Annotated in this window: 18 protein-coding genes; 9 read left to right on the top strand and 9 right to left on the bottom strand. The window is 60.7% G+C overall.

Translation table 11 applies throughout. The annotated features are described in order from the left end of the window. Positions 1 to 135: 135 nt before the first annotated feature. The 9 genes from P3M64_RS07255 to P3M64_RS07295 form a co-directional block, all read right to left on the bottom strand. Positions 136 to 501, bottom strand: a complete 366-nt coding sequence (locus tag P3M64_RS07255; RefSeq protein ID WP_132939382.1) for an ArsR/SmtB family transcription factor — start codon at positions 499 to 501, stop codon at positions 136 to 138. A 594-nt stretch (positions 502 to 1,095) separates the two neighbouring features. After that, positions 1,096 to 2,919 (bottom strand): phosphoenolpyruvate carboxykinase (GTP), encoded by a 1,824-nt coding sequence (locus P3M64_RS07260; RefSeq protein WP_132939381.1) that lies wholly within the window; start codon positions 2,917 to 2,919, stop codon positions 1,096 to 1,098. A 202-nt stretch (positions 2,920 to 3,121) separates the two neighbouring features. After that, positions 3,122 to 3,487, bottom strand: a complete 366-nt coding sequence (locus tag P3M64_RS07265; protein WP_132939380.1) for a hypothetical protein — start codon at positions 3,485 to 3,487, stop codon at positions 3,122 to 3,124. Between the two features lie 112 nt (positions 3,488 to 3,599). Further along, the gene (locus P3M64_RS07270; protein ID WP_132939379.1) at positions 3,600 to 4,022 is read right to left on the bottom strand and encodes a CBS domain-containing protein; all 423 of its coding nucleotides are present in this window, start codon (positions 4,020 to 4,022) and stop codon (positions 3,600 to 3,602) included. Beyond that, complete coding sequence (locus tag P3M64_RS07275; protein ID WP_132939378.1) at positions 4,019 to 4,369, bottom strand: P-II family nitrogen regulator; 351 nt, start codon at positions 4,367 to 4,369, stop codon at positions 4,019 to 4,021. The genes P3M64_RS07270 and P3M64_RS07275 overlap by 4 nt, the downstream gene beginning before the upstream one ends. Continuing rightward, positions 4,359 to 5,150 (bottom strand): DUF1538 domain-containing protein, encoded by a 792-nt coding sequence (locus P3M64_RS07280; protein ID WP_132939377.1) that lies wholly within the window; start codon positions 5,148 to 5,150, stop codon positions 4,359 to 4,361. The genes P3M64_RS07275 and P3M64_RS07280 overlap by 11 nt, the downstream gene beginning before the upstream one ends. Positions 5,151 to 5,157: 7 nt before the next feature. After that, on the bottom strand, positions 5,158 to 5,901 hold the full coding sequence (locus P3M64_RS07285; protein ID WP_132939376.1) for a DUF1538 domain-containing protein: 744 nt from the start codon (positions 5,899 to 5,901) through the stop codon (positions 5,158 to 5,160). A 61-nt stretch (positions 5,902 to 5,962) separates the two neighbouring features. Continuing rightward, the gene (locus P3M64_RS07290) at positions 5,963 to 6,640 is read right to left on the bottom strand and encodes a CbtA family protein (RefSeq protein WP_132939375.1); all 678 of its coding nucleotides are present in this window, start codon (positions 6,638 to 6,640) and stop codon (positions 5,963 to 5,965) included. A 17-nt stretch (positions 6,641 to 6,657) separates the two neighbouring features. After that, the gene (locus P3M64_RS07295; RefSeq protein ID WP_132939374.1) at positions 6,658 to 6,864 is read right to left on the bottom strand and encodes a CbtB domain-containing protein; all 207 of its coding nucleotides are present in this window, start codon (positions 6,862 to 6,864) and stop codon (positions 6,658 to 6,660) included. A gap of 393 nt (positions 6,865 to 7,257) precedes the next feature. Between P3M64_RS07295 and P3M64_RS07300 the strand changes: the two genes are divergently transcribed. The 9 genes from P3M64_RS07300 to P3M64_RS07340 all read left to right on the top strand — a co-directional run bounded on the left by P3M64_RS07300 (position 7,258) and on the right by P3M64_RS07340 (position 18,076). Beyond that, complete coding sequence (locus P3M64_RS07300) at positions 7,258 to 7,947, top strand: response regulator transcription factor (RefSeq protein WP_132939373.1); 690 nt, start codon at positions 7,258 to 7,260, stop codon at positions 7,945 to 7,947. 31 nt (positions 7,948 to 7,978) lie between these two features. Then, complete coding sequence (locus P3M64_RS07305) at positions 7,979 to 9,667, top strand: stimulus-sensing domain-containing protein (protein ID WP_243644786.1); 1,689 nt, start codon at positions 7,979 to 7,981, stop codon at positions 9,665 to 9,667. Positions 9,668 to 9,767: 100 nt separating this feature from the next. Continuing rightward, positions 9,768 to 10,199, top strand: a complete 432-nt coding sequence (locus P3M64_RS07310; protein WP_132939371.1) for an HPr kinase/phosphorylase — start codon at positions 9,768 to 9,770, stop codon at positions 10,197 to 10,199. Beyond that, entirely contained in the window at positions 10,199 to 11,182 is a 984-nt protein-coding gene (gene rapZ, locus P3M64_RS07315) for an RNase adapter RapZ (RefSeq protein WP_132939370.1), read from the top strand. Before P3M64_RS07310 ends, rapZ begins: the two co-directional genes overlap by 1 nt. 47 nt (positions 11,183 to 11,229) lie before the next feature. Beyond that, positions 11,230 to 11,631, top strand: coding sequence for a PTS sugar transporter subunit IIA (locus tag P3M64_RS07320; protein WP_132939369.1), 402 nt, complete (start codon positions 11,230 to 11,232; stop codon positions 11,629 to 11,631). A gap of 62 nt (positions 11,632 to 11,693) precedes the next feature. Then, on the top strand, positions 11,694 to 11,957 hold the full coding sequence (locus P3M64_RS07325; protein ID WP_322111143.1) for an HPr family phosphocarrier protein: 264 nt from the start codon (positions 11,694 to 11,696) through the stop codon (positions 11,955 to 11,957). Positions 11,958 to 11,969: 12 nt separating this feature from the next. Then, the gene (gene ptsP, locus P3M64_RS07330; RefSeq protein ID WP_132939367.1) at positions 11,970 to 13,775 is read left to right on the top strand and encodes a phosphoenolpyruvate--protein phosphotransferase; all 1,806 of its coding nucleotides are present in this window, start codon (positions 11,970 to 11,972) and stop codon (positions 13,773 to 13,775) included. Between the two features lie 250 nt (positions 13,776 to 14,025). Then, positions 14,026 to 15,429, top strand: a complete 1,404-nt coding sequence (gene ahcY, locus P3M64_RS07335; protein ID WP_132939366.1) for an adenosylhomocysteinase — start codon at positions 14,026 to 14,028, stop codon at positions 15,427 to 15,429. Positions 15,430 to 15,637: 208 nt separating this feature from the next. Beyond that, a complete protein-coding gene (locus tag P3M64_RS07340) occupies positions 15,638 to 18,076 on the top strand; it encodes a sensor histidine kinase (protein WP_132939365.1) in 2,439 nt (812 codons plus the stop codon). Positions 18,077 to 18,085: the final 9 nt, after the last annotated feature.

Below are 18,085 nucleotides of genomic sequence, written 5' to 3' on the forward strand. Positions count from 1 at the left end.
GCGCCGTCAAAAAAGGCCGCCGGTTTCTCATCGGCGGCCTTTTTTAGGCAAAACCTCCGGGAGCCGGGGCGTAACTGGGCCGGGAGCCGGGGCGTGACTGGGAATGCACGGCCCTTCTCGAAACGTACTTCTCGCCTAAGAATCAAGCCGCGCGGACGCTCCCGAAGACGCCGCATGCGGATCCGGCAAGAAACCGTACCACCGTTGAAGCACGTCCAGCAATGGCGATACTTCGGGGCAGTTGAGGGAATAAAATATACGCCGCCCTTGCCGACGCGCGCTGACCATGTCCCGTTCGCGCAATTTGGCGAGATGCTGGCTGAGGCACAAACGGGAAATTCCCGTTTTACGCACCAGTTGTCCGACACATGATTCTTTGCCGTCGGCAAGGCAGCTCACGATGAGTAGGCGATTTTTATGTCCCAATAAGTCAAGGATATCGACGGAGCGTTTGTTGATTTCCGTCGCACTAAGGCAGCATGAGGTTACGCTGTGTGCCATGTCTCAATTCCGTCAAAATATATAAAAAATAAAAGGGTGTTTTTATTGATACAGATATGATCTGCGATTGCAACCGACGATCCGAAATCCATGCGGCGGCGGCGCGAAAATTCCTTTTTATGCGAACGAAAACACCCCCGCCCCCCAAACATTGGACCACCGTTGACACGAAAAGCCGACGGCGGGCGCTTGGCCGAAAAACATCGCCTGCGGCGTACAAGCACGCAAAAAATAAGGCCGGGACATCTCTCCCGGCCTTATTTTTTCATACGATGGGCGCGCTATAGGCTTGCTCTATAGGCAAATGACGCGAGAACCGATCCTCGCCTTTCGCAAAATTTCATCTTTACTCCAGAGTCGGGAGCTATTGGACACAAATATGTGAAGAAAATCACACCATACCAAAAAGATAACCTCGTGGAGCGGCTCGACGTTTCGCGAACGAAAAGTCGGAGTCAATCCACTAGTGGTTTGAGTTTAACATTTGAGTCCGATGCAATTGGACACAAATGTGTGAAGAAATCAAACTGCAACAAAAAGATAGATAGTGGTCGGCCCGATGGTTCGCGAGAGCGAAACGTCGGAGTCGATCCACTAGGATGGCAGTTCCCAGACCTCGGGCGCCGCCTTCAACCGGTCGATCAGCGCCCGACGCTGGCGCTCCACCTCGGCGGGAAGCCGATCCTTAAAGCGAGCGAACAGCTCAGTTTGATCCTCCGCCTCGGCCAGGCCATCCGCCCGATTGACCGCCATCAGCTCGTGGAAATCCTTGGCGTCGAACTCAAGGCCATGCCAGTTCAGTTCGGCGCGGGTCGGCATCACCCCCAACGGACTTTCGACGCCGTCCCGGGCGCGGCCACGGGCGCGTTCGACGATCCAGTGCAAAACCCGCATGTTTTCGCCGAAGCCCGGCCACATGAACTTGCCGTCCGCGTTCTTGCGGAACCAGTTGACGCGGAAAATCGCCGGCGGATTGGTCACCTTCTTGCCCATTTCCAGCCAATGGGACCAGTAATCGCCCATGTTGTAGCCGCAAAAGGGTAGCATCGCGAACGGATCGCGCCGGATCGCGGCCTGGCCGACCGCGGCGGCGGTCGCTTCCGAGCCCATCGTCGCCGCCAAGTAAACGCCGTGATTCCAATCGAACGCTTGGAACACCAGCGGGAAGGTCCGCGACAGCCGGCCACCGAAGATAAACGCCGAAATCGGCACCCCCTTGGGGTCTTCCCAGGCCGGATCGATGCTTGGGCACTGCGACGCCGGGGCGGTGAAACGGGCATTGGGATGGGCCGCCGGGGTGGCGCTTTCGGGGGTCCAGTCGTTGCCCCGCCAGTCGATCAGATGGGCGGGCGCCTCGGACATATCTTCCCACCACACGTCGCCGTCGTCGGTCAGCGCGACGTTGGTGAAAATGCAATCTTTCTTCAGTGTGTTCATCGCCGTCGGATTGGACTTCATCGAGGTGCCTGGGGCGACGCCGAAGTAGCCCGCCTCCGGGTTGATGGCGTAAAGGCGACCATCGGCGCCGGGCTTGATCCAGGCGATGTCGTCGCCGACGGTCCATACCTTCCAGCCATCGAACCCCTTGGGCGGGATCAGCATCGCCAGATTGGTCTTGCCGCAGGCCGAGGGAAAGGCCGCCGCGACGTAGGTTTTTTCACCTTCCGGGTTTTCGATGCCGACAATCAACATGTGTTCGGCGAGCCAGCCTTCCTCGCGCGCCATCGACGAGGCGATGCGCAGGGCGAAGCACTTCTTGCCGAGCAGCGCATTGCCGCCGTAGCCCGAACCGTAGGACCATATCTCGCGGCTTTCGGGGAAGTGAACGATATACTTGGTATCGTTGCACGGCCAGACGACGTCTTTTTCGCCGGGAGCCAGGGGTGCGCCCACCGAGTGCACGCAAGGTACGAAATCGCCGTCGTCGCCAAGCACGTCGAGAACCGCGCCGCCCATCCGGGTCATCAGGCGCATGTTGACGCAGGCATAAGGAGAATCGGTCAGCTGCACGCCGATGTGCGCGATCGGCGAGCCCAGAGGCCCCATCGAAAAAGGCACCACATACATGGTCCGCCCGGCCATGCAGCCGTCGAACAACGGCTCCAGGGTCGTACGCATTTGCGCGGGATCCATCCAGTTGTTGGTGGGACCGGCGTCTTCTTCGCGGGCGCTGCAAATATAGGTGCTGCCCTCGACACGGGCGACATCGGAGGGGTTGGAGCGGGCGAGAAAACTACCCGGGCGTTTTTCCTCGTTCAGACGAATGAGGGTGCCGCTCTCCACCATGTCGTCGCACAAACGGTCGTATTCTTCCTGCGAGCCGTCACACCAGTGAATGGCGTCGGGTTTGGTCCGCTGTGCGATTTCATCCACCCAAGAAATTAGTCGGGCGTTGCGTGTCGTATCAGTGCCGGGCATCGGCTCGTGGCCTCCTTGAAATGTGGACGCCGCTCAAAAAAAAGCGGCAGGGTCTGTCACTGTACAGAGGCCCGGCATACTGCGTCACACATCCGGCCATGACAAGGGCAAAGCGGGAATAAAGCGGCTTTTTTCAACCCGGCGTTCACGGCGAAACGCAACCGCAAGAAGACCGTCGCCGAAGGGTGCGCGCAACGCGCGACTACTGAACCGTGCGGCGCGAGGCGCCGCGCGCGACGCGTAGACGCTGGGGTATGCTTTCATCCAATTGGGAAAACGCATCCTGCAGCGTTTGGACATTGTCCGATAGTTTTTTCAGGCGGGCGCTGTCGTTTTCGTGCTTCACATGAAGCGCCCCGGCCTTATCCTCAAGCGTTTTAATGGCGCGGGACATCTTGTCCGTTTCATTGCGCGCCTCGGCCACCTCGGCGCGCAGCTTCTTGATATACAGCTCGACGAATTTTTGATTCTGATTATCGACCTTTTTCAAGGTATCGCTCGCCAGCCAAAGCGCGACCATGGCGATAAAGACGGCGATAGTTCCGATCAACTCTCCAAGGCCTAGCATCGTAGGGCCGTGCTCCGATCATCAAAAGGGGTGACGCGGTTAGATAGCGCAGGAGGCCTATTGAAGCAAAATACCTCCCCCGGCGAAAGTATTCTTTCGCCATAAAGCGATTTTACCCGGATGGGGCATCGGTTTCTCCGCCCGGATAACGCAGCACCATGTCGCGCACCGTGACCAAACCGACGGGCCGGCGGCTGTCGGTGACGACCAACGCCCGCGACAAGGCGAATTGCGACAACAGCCGCACCGCATATTTAATGTTCATGTTCGCGTTCAACGTCAACACCGGCTTGGACATCACTTCATAGACGTTGACCCGTTCGGGGGCGCGATTCTTGGCGATCACCTCGCGGGCGATATCGGCGACCACAAGCAGGCCGAATTCGTCGGATTCGTCGCGCCGCTCGACGACCAGGGAACTCACCCCCTTCTCGCGCATTAGTCCGATCGCCTCGGCCACCGTCGCCATGGCGTCGATCGTGCGCACCGAGGGGCTCATCACGTCGGCGATCTTGATATAGGCGTGTTCGGTCATACCTGGTCCTCGATCTCACTGAGTATGGTCGGCAATTGCGTGGTCAGTCCAATGGCGTCCTCGATCGCGATCTGGCAGACCACGCCGGCCCCCGGTTCTTCGTCGAATTGCGCGGCCTGGGCGATGGTCTCCAATATCTCGCGCGCCTTGGGCGCGGCGACGAGAAACAACAGAATGTCCCGTTGCGCGGAAAGGTCAAGCCCGAGAAACGTTTTCTCGGGCTTAAGGCCTTCTCCCTGAGCGCTGGGAACGACCGTCACCCCGGTGGCGCCGGCATCGCGCGCGGCATGGATTACGGTTTGCGTCTTTTCGTCGCTGACAAGCGCCATGATGAGTTTATAGTTCATCGCTTCGGTCTCCTTTTTTGAAGCGTGATTTTCGATACAACTCGGCCAAACCGGCATAGCCGAGGACGGACATAATAGGAAAAAGACTGGCGAAGGCGATCAAGCCGAAACCATCGACGAGCGCGCTGCGCCCGGGGATCGTTCCGGCCAGACCGACCCCGAGGGCGGCCAGCACGGGCACCGTCACGGTCGAGGTCGTCACGCCCCCGGAATCAAAGGCGAGGGCGATGATCGCACGGTTGGAGAAGGCGGTTTGAACCATCACCACAACATAGCCCGCGATAATGTAATAAGGCAGCGGCGTCCCGCTGACGATACGAAAAACCCCGAGCGCCACCCCGAGCGCCACACCAAAAGCCACCGCCATACGCAACCAAAAGGCGTTGATCGCGCCACCCGAAATGTGTTCGGCCTTCAGGGCGACCGCGATCAGGGCCGGCTCGGCCACCGTGGTGGCGAAGCCGATGGCGAAGCCGAACGCATAAACCCAACCGTACGACATCCACGAAAATCCGCCCCCGGCGGCGACCGAAATAAAATCCGGCGCGGTCAACTGCCGCGCCATGGTTTTCCCCAAGGGGAACAGGGCTTCCCCGAGGCCGACCAAAAACAACGTCAACCCCAACAAGACATAGACGAACCCGATGACGATATGCTTGAGGTTGGCCGGGCGTGTGCGCAACACGGCGAATTGGAAAAAAAGAAGGATGACGAGGATCGGCAAAACGTCGAAAACCGTCGCCCAGGCCGTCTGGAGGATGTGCATAACAAGCGCCATCATCGCTCCCCTAAATCGCCATGCCGTAAACCATCACGAATATGATCGGCGTCAACGACGCCAGCGCGATCAGTCCGAACCCATCGACCAGGGGATTGCGCCCGCGAATCGCCCCGGCCAGACCGACCCCCAACGCGGTGACCAGCGGGACCGTGATCGTCGATGTCGTCACCCCGCCCGAATCATAGGCGATGCCGATAATTTCAGGCGGCGCGATCGCGGTCAGGGCGACGACCGCCAGGTAGCCGCCCAAAATCAGATAGTGCAGCGGCCAACCCTTGAGGATGCGCACCACCCCGACCACGATCGCCAGACCCACCGATAGCGCCACCGTCAAACGCAACCCCATCGCGTAAGACGCCCGCGCGGCGGTGTCCGTCGCGATCATTCCGCCCTTGGCGGCGACGTCGGCGGCCTGCCCGGCGACGGCGATCAACGCCGGTTCGGCGATCGTAGTCGCGAACCCAAGGGCGAAAGCGAAGGCGATCAGCGCCCACAAGCTGCCCTTGCGCGCGAAGGCGACGGCCATGACCTCGCCCAGCGGGAACAAGCCCATCTCCAGACCCTGAACGAAAAGGGCCAAGCCGACGGCGACCAGCACAAACCCCGAAATCACCGCATCGAGATGGGGAAAGGGTTGCTTTAAGACAACGATCTGGAAAAAAGCGATCACCGCCACGATGGGGCTGAGATCACGCACCGCGCCACCCAAAAGCCGGAAGATGCCGTGAAAAATAAAGACCAGATTCGTCATCTCGGCGCGTTCCCCCTACCGGCGTCTATCATGGGCGGCCTTGGCGTTAAAGCATCGGGTATTATCTCCCGACGCCTTGAGCATCATAGCGATTTTGCAAATACCCCGCCAGCGCGCCCAACACGATCCAGAAAAAAGCCGTCGTCAACAATGACGTGACGGCGAAGTCGCGGGCGAAAGCGACGGCGACGCCCGCTCCGTGTCCGCCAAGGGCGGGCGGCGGTCCGAAGGCGTGGGGAAGCAGCGTGATCGACACGCCGATAATTTTCAGTCCGAAGCGCCTGGCGAACACGACCAACCCCAACCCCAGCGCCGCCCCGCACACCGCCAGAACCCACCACAACTGGCGTCCCGCCAAATTGCCCAGATCGATGCCGGGGGGTTCGGGCGGGGGCCCCGACGCCGGAGCCAGAGCGAATACGCAGAACCCAAAGACCCCCCACAAAACGCCTCGGCGCACGCCCGAAGGCGCGCCACGCAGCACAATCGCGGCGTTCAGGATCAAGGCGAAGGCGACGCCGGTTAGAATATTAAACGAAACGGTATCGACCAAACGCGGCAACGACGCGCCCAACGTCACCACCCCGTATGGCGGCGCGGCGGCAGCGGGACCGCCCCCCGCTTCGAGAAATTCGCCGTATTCGATCAACGAAAACAACCGCGCACCCTGCGCCAGGGTAACGGTTAATCCGGCGATAGTTCCGGTAATCAAGGCGCCGACGAATATTCTGCGCCACATTGAACGGGCGGGACGCTTCAGTGGCAGGGAAAAGCGAAGGAATGGCGGGTATCGTGGGCGGCGTCATGCACCCCCCCGGCGAACCCCACGCTGGCCAAAAGACCAAACCCGATCGCCAATGCAACCAACACCGGAGCGCCGACCCGCAAAAGTCGCTCGACCGGATTGTCCGCGTCACTAGCGTGAAGGGCGGTCGCGCAACTTTTCCTTGGGGTCGTGATCATCGGCATTGGCTCCCTGATGAGGTTGGGTTTCCTGAAATGAGAAAACCAGCTTAACCGGATGAAAAAACAAACGCCAGTTAAAGACGTTCCAAATCTCGCAGGCGAGATGAATTCATCCTAGCCCCCTCCGCCCCCTTCCTGAGCACCCTTCCCGGCGATACCATATTCGCCGGGAAGGAGATATAATGCCCATGAGGCACTATAATTTCGCCATAAACGTCTGTTCAATTGCCGTTTAGGCTCCACGCACAACCCACGATCGCGCACCTCGCCCAGGCGCACGCTTGACCCTCGGCGAGTCTTCGGTTTAGCTCAAGCGTCCGGCCTTGGTCTATCGCTCGGCGATGAAGCCGGGCGACCGGTGACGTTAACCTTCATAGCGACAGAGAACCCATGTCCCAGAAAATTGCCCTCGTAGACGATGACCGCAATATCCTGACCTCCATCACCATGGCGCTCGAGGCGGAGGGGTTCAGCGTCTCGTCATATAACGACGGCGCGGAGGCGTTGCAGGGGCTGCACAAAAATCCCGTCGATCTCGCCCTTCTCGATATCAAGATGCCGCGCATGGACGGCATGGAGCTGTTGACCGAACTGCGCAAAAAAAGCGATGTTCCGGTCATTTTCCTGACCTCGAAGGACGATGAAATCGACGAGGCCATGGGCCTGCGCATGGGCGCCGACGATTACATCAAGAAACCGTTTTCCCAACGCCTGCTGATCGAACGGATTCGCGCCGTTCTGCGGCGCCGCGACCCCGAGACCCCGGCGTCGGGAACCCATACCATGGTGCGCGGCGACCTCGTTCTCGATTCGTCCCGCCATCTGTGTACCTGGAAGGGGGCCGAGGTCAACTTAACCGTGACCGAATTCCTCTTGATCGAGGCGCTAGCGCGCAATCCCGGCCATGTCAAGAATAGGGATCAGTTGATCGACGCCGCCTACGGCGAACACATCTACGTCGATGACCGAACCATCGACAGTCACGTTAAACGGCTGCGTAAGAAATTCCGCGATATCGACGAAGAGTTCGCCCAAATCGAAACCTTGTACGGCGTCGGCTACCGCTACCGCGCGGCGTGATTCGGTATTTTCGTTCCCAATGAACCCGCCCGTGACCCCGCCCACATCTTCGGAACAGTCCCCGCCACGCGACGGCGAGGCACGCAAGACCGACCCATCCGGCAGCCGCCACACCTTGGGGGGACGATCTCACGACGAGCCGAGGGGAAAAGTTCATCGGCGCATTTCACCACTGACGGTGCGCATCCTTACGCTGAATGCGCTCGCCCTGGTCATCCTGGTCGCCGGGTTGCTGTATCTTGGCGAATATCGCCAGAAGTTAATCGATAACGAATTGGCGGCAATGCGCACGCACGCCGAAATTTTCGCCGTCGCCCTGGGTGAAACCTCGGTCAACCGCAGCGGAGAGACCCTGCTTCCCGAACTGGCACCTCAAATTGTTCGCCGGCTGGCCTTCACCGCGGACACGCGCGCCCGCCTATTCGACACCGACGCCACCCTGATCGCCGATTCGCGGGCCTTGCTGCAACCGGGCGGCGCAATCACCAAGGGCGAAACTTTGCCGCCCCCCGAACAAGAAAATAGCGTGTTGGCGTATCTCCTACACGCCTACGATCGAATTATTTCTTGGATTCCGGGCACCGTCGATTACCCCCCCTATCGGGAAAACGTGAACCAACGCGCCACCGATTATCCCGAAGTTATGAGCGCCTTTCTCGGTGGAACCTGGAGCGCGCGACGCAAAAAACCCGACGGTTCGCTGGTCCTCAGCGTCGCCGTGCCGGTGCGTAATTACAAGCAAATCTTAGGGGTTTTGCTGCTCTCCAAAGGTTCCGAGGATATCGACTCCGCCCTCTACGAGGTCCGGCTCGATATCTTGAAAATTTTCGCCGTCGTTTTGACGGTGACCATTTTACTGTCGTTCTATCTCGCGGGGTCGATCGTTCGGCCTATTCGCCACCTGGCGATCGCGGCCGAGCGCATCCGCAACGGCCATCATCGCCAGCACGTCATCCCCCCAATGCAGGGGCGCAACGATGAAATCGGCGAATTGGCGTCGTCGTTGCGGCGAATGACGGAAGCCTTATGGACCCGTATGGACGCCATCGAACGGTTTGCCGCCGATGTTTCCCATGAAATCAAGAACCCGCTAACGTCGTTAAAAAGCGCCGTCGAAACCGCCGCCCGTCTGAAAGACCCGGTGCAACTGAAGCGTCTAATGGAAATTATCGTCGAGGATGTCGGCCGACTGGACCGCCTGATTACCGATATTTCCGACGCATCGCGCCTGGACGCCGAAATTTCCCGCGCCGAAACCGGAACCGTCAACCTGTCAAGCATGCTCGAGACCTTGGTCGATTTACACACCGTGACAACCACGCAAGGCCCTCGCTTGACCCTTGAAAGCCCTCCCGATATCGTTGTCGAGGGCGTCGAGGGGCGCCTTGTGCAAGTCTTCCGCAATCTGATCGCCAACGCCGTTTCGTTCAGCCCCAAGGACGGCGAGATCGTCATTCGCGTCATGCATGAGGATGCCGGCGTCGCCATTACCATTACCGACGGCGGTCCGGGCATCCCCCCGGGCAAGGAAGCGGCGATTTTCGATCGCTTTTACAGCGAGCGCCCGGAAGGTGAAAAATTCGGCACCCATTCCGGTCTCGGCCTGGCCATATCCAAACAGATTGTCGAGGCCCATGGCGGGACCATCGGCGCCGCCAACGTGACCGACGCGAGCGGCGCGGTCACCGGGGCCCGCTTCACGGTGGCGCTGCCCGTATAATTTCGTTCCCATGCGAACGGCGTGCAGGGCGCGGAGCGATCCGTTCCTTGGGCGCATACATCCGTTGACAGCGGCGCGAACTGCCCTCACCCTGGGCCTCATGGACCCTGTTCACGCCAGTTGTGTCGCCATTGACGGACGCGCCGTTCTCCTGGTCGGCCCATCGGGTTGCGGAAAATCCGATCTGGCGTTGCGCCTACTCGACCAAGGCGCGATCCTGGTCGCTGACGACTATACGCTTTTAAGTATCGAAAACGACATCATCGTCGCGCGTCCGCCGGAGACCATCGCAGGGCGAATCGAGGTGCGCGGCCTGGGAATTGTACGCGTCGATCACCTCCCCAGCGCCCCCCTCGTCGCCATCTTCGACTTGGTCGATCGAGAGACCGTCGAACGCATGCCCGAACGCGAAATGTGTGGCGATTTCGGCGCACCCCTGGCAAAATTCCGCCTCGATCCTTTCGCCGCGTCCGCCACGGCGAAGGTACGCATCACGTTAAGGACCCTCGATTCCGCGTTACTGGAGGACTGATGAGCGCCGAACCCGCCCCCCCATCACCGTCCGCATCGACGTGTGCGCCGCGCACGCCGCCAAGGTTGGACCGCGTGATTTTGGTAACCGGACTTTCCGGGGCGGGCAAAACATCGACGCTGAAGGCGCTTGAAGATCTTGGCTTCGAGGCCATCGACAACGTTCCCCTCGACCTGATCGCGCGTCTGGTCGGTCCCGCGCCGACGGATACCCCGTCCCCGTCCCCGTCCTCCTCCACGCCCACACCCACGCCCCGCGACATCGCCATCGGCGTCGATGTGCGCACCCGGGGCTTCGCCGTGGAGACCTTCGTCGGCGAACTCGATCATTTGCGCGCCATCGACGATATCGACGTTTCGGTCATTTTTCTCGATTGCGCCGAGGAGGAACTGCAACGACGTTTCGCCGAAACCCGCCGCCGTCACCCGTTGGCGGTGGACTTGCCCCTGACCGATGCGATCGCCCTGGAACGCGCCGCGTTGGCCCCCTTGATCGACCGCGCCGACATGGTTTTGGACACCACCGATTCCATCTTAGGCGACCTCAAGGGCCGCCTAAAGGCGCATTTTGTGCGGGAAACCGGTCGCGACTTGGCCATTTTCGTTATTTCCTTTTCTTATCGCCATGGCCTTCCCCGGCAGGCCGATCTGGTCTTCGATGTTCGCTTCTTGAAAAATCCCCACTATGATCTCTCGCTGCGGCCCCTGACCGGTCGCGACGAGGCGGTCGCCCGTTTTATTGAAAACGATCCGGGATGGGATACTTTTTTTCAAGGTCTCTGCGCCTTCCTTACCCCCCTATTGCCGCGCTATCGGGCGGAGGGAAAAAGCTACCTCACGCTCGCCCTGGGGTGCACGGGGGGACGCCATCGATCGGTTTTCACCGCCGAGAAAATCGCCGAATGGCTAATGCAACAGGGCCTTCCGGCTCGCTTGACGCACCGCGAACTGCCAACAGAAGCAGCGACACGCGTTAATAATTAATGAGGTCCGACACACATCGTCGGCGCTTTTGAAGGACTATGACACCTATGATCGGAATTGTGCTCGTCACGCATGGACGACTGGCCGATGAACTGCTCGCCGCGCTTGAGCATGTCGTCGGCCCCCAGGAAAACGTCGCGACCGTTTGCATCGGCCCCGACGACGACATGGAAGAACGCCGCGCCCAGATTTTGGAAAGCGTTGCGCGCGTCGATCAGGGTCAAGGCGTCGCCCTGCTGACCGACATGTTCGGGGGCACGCCGTCGAACTTGGCGATCTCCATCATCGATAAAAGCAATGTCGAGGTCTTGGCCGGGGTCAATCTGCCCACCCTCATCAAGCTCGCCAGCGTGCGCGGCGAGGAACCCTTGGGTCAGGCCGTTCTTTCGGCCCAGGAAGCCGGTCGTAAATACATCAACATCGCCTCTCAGCTTCTTTCTCAGAAATAGGTGATGATAAATCCGAAGACACCACATCCCGGGACGGCGAAAGACTCATGCACGGCAACGCCATGACACGTACGGTAACCATACGCAACCAACGCGGATTGCACGCCAGGGCGGCCGCCAAATTTGTAAAATTGGCTGGTGAATTCAACGCCGCGATCACGGTGTCGAAAGACGGTATGACGGTGGCCGGATCGTCGATCATGGGCTTGATGATGCTGGCCGCCGGCATCGGCAGCGATATCGTTCTTGCGGCCTCGGGCGACGACGCTCCCGAGGCCTTGAACGCCATCTGCGCCCTGATCGACGATAAATTCGATGAAGAATGAGATTTCCAGACCATGACCGGTGCGAAAAAAAATAACCCGGACGCCCAGGCGGCGACAAAGAAACCCTCCACCGCCGAGCGTATTATCGACGCCCTGGGCGTTTCGCCGGGCATCGGCATCGGCCGGGTTCATGTGCGTGACGGCGCCGGTTTTTCGGTGCCCGAATACGCCATTGATCCCGGCGCCATCGAGGCCGAGTGCAGCCGCCTTGAGGACGCCGTCGTCGCGGCGCGGCGGCAAATCGCGCAATTGCGCACCCGTTCGCGCGAGCTGCCCACCGCCGCCGCCGAAGAAATGGATATTTTGCTCGACGCCTACCAGCAGATGCTGACCGATTCCCGCCTGGTGCGCGGCGCCTTTCGGCGCATCCGCGAGGAACGGTTCAACGCCGAGGCCGCGGTTCAGCATGAAACCCAGGAAATCGCGGAAAGTTTCGCCGCCCTGAAAGACCGTTACATCGCCGCGCGCATAGACGACATCCGCGAAGTCGCCACCCGCCTGATTCGTAACCTCAACAACACCCCCGACCATCCCGTTACCGGCGTTCCCAAGGGCAGCGTCATCGTGACCGAGGAAATGACCCCCGCCGACGCGGCGCAATTGGACCCCGCCCTCGTCACCGGGTTCGCCGCCATGCTGGGCGGCGCCCAAGGCCACACCGCGATTATGGCGCGGGCGCTGGGCATTCCGGCGGTATTGGGCGCGACCCAGCTTCTACAAGGCGCCCGGACGGGCGACCGGGTCATCATCGACGGCGGCCGCGGCCGGGTGATCGTCAACCCCAGTTCACGGACCTTGACCCGCTACGAGAAGATGCGCGCCGATCAGCGTCAGGCCTTGGCGCGCTTAAGCCGCATGAAAAAATTGCCCTCGGTAACTCGGGACGGCGTCGCGATCACCCTGCACGCCAATGTCGAACTGCCGATGGAAATGGCGACGGTGGCCCGCTCGGGCGCCACCGGAATCGGCCTGCTACGTACCGAGTTCATGTTCATGAACCGTAAAGACATCCCCGACGAGGATGAACAATATCGCGATCTCAGGGACATCGTCGCGGCGATGAACGGCGGCCTGGTGACCATCCGCACCCTGGATATCGGCGGCGAAAAGGCGGCCGCCCAGTTGACCGACGGCTTTGGCGACAGCACCGCCTCGGCGTTGGGGCTGCGTGGCATTCGCCTGTCCTTGGCGAAACCCGCTATTTTGGAAACCCAATTCGCCGCCATCTTGCGCGCCGGCGCTCACGGGCCGGTGCGCATTCTGCTACCGATGGTCTCGACCATCGACGAGGTACGCCACGCGCGCGATATTTTAGCCCGCGTGGTGCGCCGCCTGAAGCGCAAACGGGTGAAAATCGCCCCCACACCACCGCCCATCGGGGTGATGATCGAAGTGCCCAGCGCCGCCCTGTCCGCCGACGCCCTGGCGCAAAGCGCCGATTTTTTCGCCATCGGCTCCAACGATCTGACCCAGTACACCCTGGCCATCGACCGCACCGACGAGCGCGTCGCCCATTTGTACGACCCCCTGCATCCCGCCGTTTTGCGGCTCATTCAATTTTCCACCGAGGCCGCTTGGCGCGCCCGCAAGCCGGTCAGCATCTGCGGCGAGATGGCGGGCGATCCGCGTTTTTGCGCCTTGCTGTTGGGGTTGGGGTTCCGCGAACTGTCGATGGCTCCCGGCAGCATCGGGTTGGTCAAACAGCGCATCCGCGATATCGAGCTGGCGGCGGCGCAACGGCGCGCCCAGGTCATTATGGACCAAATCGACGCCGGACGAATCGCCATGCTGCTCGATGATTTCAACGCCCTCGCCTGAACGCGACGCGCCAATCGACCCATCACGAAAACCGCGGTGATGCGGACCGGGACAAAGTTCCTGGCGGGGGAACGTGCGCCACCCCATATCTCTTCGAGATGGGAGAAACAGAGTGTGCGCTACTTTTTCCTTGCTTGTAATATAAAGGTATCTTTATATTGTTATCACGCTTTTCGAGACGACGCCCGCTGAAGCACGATGGGCGCCGTCGTATCGTTCGTGCTTTTCAGCTTGCGGAGTCCGTATCATCATGAGTTCCACCGACTACAAAGTCGCCGACATGAATTTGGCCGAATGGGGCCAGAAAGAAATTGATCTGGCGGAAACCGAAATGCCGGGCCTGATGGCCCTACGCGAGGAATTCGGCGCGGCGCAGCCCCTGAAGGGCGCCCGGATCGCCGGGTCCCTGCACATGACCATCCAAACCGCGGTTTTGATCCAAACTTTGAAAGCCTTGGGCGCCGATCTGCGTTGGGTGTCGTGTAATATTTTTTCGACCCAGGATCACGCCGCGGCGGCGATCGCCGCGGACGGGATTCCGGTGTTCGCCCACAAAGGCGAAACCCTCGAGGAATACTGGGATTATACCCACCGCTTGTTCGAATGGGGCGACGGCGGCGTCGCCAACATGATTTTGGATGACGGCGGCGACGCCACCTTGCTGATCCATTTGGGCTGCGACGCCGAGAAAGATATCACGGTGCTCGACAATCCCGGCTCCGAAGAAGAGGAAGTTCTGTTCGCCGCCATCAAGGCCCATCTCGCCAAGGACCCCGCCTGGTACAGCAAAGCCGGAGCCGAACTTAAAGGCGTTACCGAAGAAACCACCACGGGCGTCCACCGCCTGTACGAAATGGCGAAAAAGGGCACCTTGAGATTTCCCGCCATTAACGTTAACGACAGCGTCACCAAATCCAAATTCGACAACAAGTACGGCTGCCGCGAGAGTCTGGTGGACGGCATTCGCCGCGCCACCGACGTCATGCTGGCGGGGAAGGTCGCGATGGTCGCCGGTTACGGCGACGTCGGCAAGGGGTCCGCGGAAAGCCTGCGCAGCGCCGGTTGCCGGGTGCTGGTCTCCGAAGTCGATCCGATCTGCGCCCTGCAGGCGTGCATGGAGGGCTTTGAGGTCGTCACCCTGGAGCAGGCCCTGCCCGAGGCCGACCTGTACGTCACCACGACCGGCAACCTGGACATCATCACCGTCGATCACATGCGCGCCATGAAGGACCGCGCCATCGTTTGCAACATCGGGCACTTCGATAATGAAATACAGATTGCCGGCCTGAAGAATTTCAAGTGGACGAACATCAAGCCGCAAGTCGATGAAATTACCTTCCCCGACGGCAACCGAATCATCCTGCTCGCCGAAGGCCGTCTGGTCAATCTGGGCTGCGCCACCGGGCACCCCAGCTTTGTGATGAGCGCGTCCTTCACGAACCAAGTTCTGGCGCAGATCGAACTGTGGCGCAATAACGCCGACGGCAAATACGTCAACGACGTCTACGTCCTGCCCAAACATCTCGACGAGAAGGTCGCCGCCCTCCACCTCGAAAAATTAGGGGCGACGCTAACCAAGTTGACCCCCCAACAGGCCGATTATATCGGCGTCGGCGTGGACGGCCCCTTCAAGCCGGAACAATACCGCTACTAGGGTCAGGACCTATTCATCTGATGTATCTGGTTTAAGGGGTCCTGACCCTAAGCATCGAAAATATTCCGAACAAAAACCCCAGGATAGGGACTATCCTGGGGTTTTTGCGTCTTTTAGGAGGAGCGATCCGGCGCGCCGTCCGCCCCCCTTGTGCTTCATCCTGGGGACCCCTAACATTCGCCATGGAACCCTCGACCGTTCCGTTCCGATGGGAGAGACCGCCACCATGGCCACCGGCCTGCCGCACACCGTGCAAGACGTCTTCGCCAATCTACCCGCCGTCGGTGGATGGCTCGCCACGATCATGGCTTGCCTCGTGGCCGCGGGCTTCGCGTCGCTGTGGACCCGTGAACGCAAGGCCCACCGCAAAATGCGCCTCGAACGGGCGCGCCTCGTCAACGACGCCGAGATCAGCCACGAGATTCTCGCCACCGCCCCCGATGGGCTGTTCCTGTGGGTGCTGGCCAACGGCACCGAGGCCTGCTCGCGCCGCCTCGCCGTGATGATGAACCTTCCCGACGGTATCCGCACGCGCTTCGACACTTTGATCGAACGGTTCGATGAAAAGGCGCGGCGCGCCCTTGGGACGCCGATCGAAAATTTACGCCGCCACGGCGAGACCTTCACCCTGATCGCCCCCACGGCGAACGGCAGGCGCTGGGTGCATATCATCGGCGTACGCGCCGGAACCCCGCAAGGCAAGGCGGTCGCCGATGTTTTATGGATCCGCGACCTGTCGTCTTTGGGCGCACTGGCGTTGGGCGGCGACGGCGCGCTTTTGCCAACCTCGGCGCACGCCGTCCTCGACGCGCTGCCTTTACCGGTGTGGGTGCGCGACGAGGACCTCGCCATCACCTTCGCCAATCGGGCGGCGGGCGGTGGCGTCGGCACGGCGGCGCGGGATTTGGCGCGCCGCGCCGTAAGCGAAAACCACCCCCTTACCGAACGTCACCTGTTGACCCTGGACGAGCGGCCCCGGCTGTTCGAGATCACCGAAAATCCCTTGGGCGGGGCCGGTGGATCGGTCGGTTTCGCCGTGGACCAAACGCAGACGGAGGAACTCCAGGCGACTTTCGCGCGGGGCCGAGCGGCGCAAAATCAGGTCCTCGAAACCCTGAACACCGCGATCGCCATCTTCGACGCCGACACCACCTTGATTTTTTTCAATCGCGCCTGCGCCCGGTTGTGGGATATCGAGGCCGGTTGGTTGAAGACGGAGCCCCCCTACGCCGAGGTACTCGAACGCCTGCGTGAGCGGCGCAAGTTGCCGGAAGTCGCCGATTTTCCCGCCTACAAGGGCGAACAAATCGCCCTCTTCAAAACCGTTGACGCCGCCACCGAGACGCTGATGCACCTGCCCGACGGCGCGACTCTACGCGCCCTGGTTGGCCCATATCCTCTGGGCGGTCTGGTGATGGCGTTTGAGGACGTCACCGGGCGGCTCGACCTCGAACGCCTCTACAAAACCCTGAGCGCGGTGCAGCGCGAAACCCTCGACAATCTGTACGAGGGCGTCGCGGTGTTCGCCTCGGACGGACGTATGCGCCTGTGCAACCCGTCGTTCGTCCGGCTTTGGGAACTCAGCGATGACGCCCCCAAACAAGGCATGCATATCGCCGCTTTCGTCGATCAATCGCGCCCCCTGATCGACGGGGTCGATGATTGGGACAATTTCAAGGAACGCACCTTGGCCCGAATGATGAACCGCGAACCGCAGGGCGGGCGGATCGAACAAAGCGGCGGGCGCGTCCTCGATTACGCCAAGGTCGCCCTACCCGACGGGGCGGTCCTGCTCAGTTATCTGGACGTCACCGATAGCGTGCGCGTCGAGCGGGCGCTGATGGAACGCGCCGAGGCGATGGCCGAGGCCAACCTGCTGAAATCCGAGTTCATGGCCAACGTCAGCCATGAAATCCGCACCCCGCTCAACACCATCATCGGCTTCGCCTCGATCCTGGCCGACGAGTATTTCGGCAAGCTTAACGCCCGGCAGAGCGAATACACCCGCGGCATCGTCGATTCGGCGAACGACCTGACGACGGTGATCGACGATATTCTCGATTTGGCGACCATCGAGGCCGGACTGATGGCGCTCGAACTGGATACCGTCGATGTTGGAAGCATGTTGACTTCGGTGCTCAATCTGGCGCGCGAGCGGGCAAAACGGAAAAACCTTCATCTCAACTTCGATTGCCCGACCGATATCGGCTGGCTGGTCGCCGACGAAAAACGCCTTAAACAGGTCTTGTTCAACCTGCTCTCGAACGCCATCACCCGCTCGCCTGCGGGCGGCGACGTCGATTTCATCGCCCGGCGCGATACGGCGCGGATAACCTTCACCATTTCCGACAGTGGGCGAAACATCGCGCCCCAGAATATTTATCATACTTTCCACGCGGTTACGCCCAATAGCCCGGCGCCAGGTAAGGACGCCGACGGATTGAACGGCCTTGGGTTATCTTTGGTGACGCGTTTCATCGAACTGCATGACGGGCGGATCGAAATTCTGCCCCGCCGAGGTAAAAACAAGACCAAAGGTAAGAACGGGGGCGTGAGCATCGTCTGCCACCTCCCCACCGGCGCGCCCGCCCTTAGCCCGGACGATACCGACGCGACCTCCTCCGCGTCCCCGCCGTTACATCCATGATACGCACCG

Origin of the sequence: Varunaivibrio sulfuroxidans (assembly GCF_029318635.1) — a bacterium.
Lineage (GTDB): Bacteria > Pseudomonadota > Alphaproteobacteria > Rhodospirillales > Magnetovibrionaceae > Varunaivibrio > Varunaivibrio sulfuroxidans.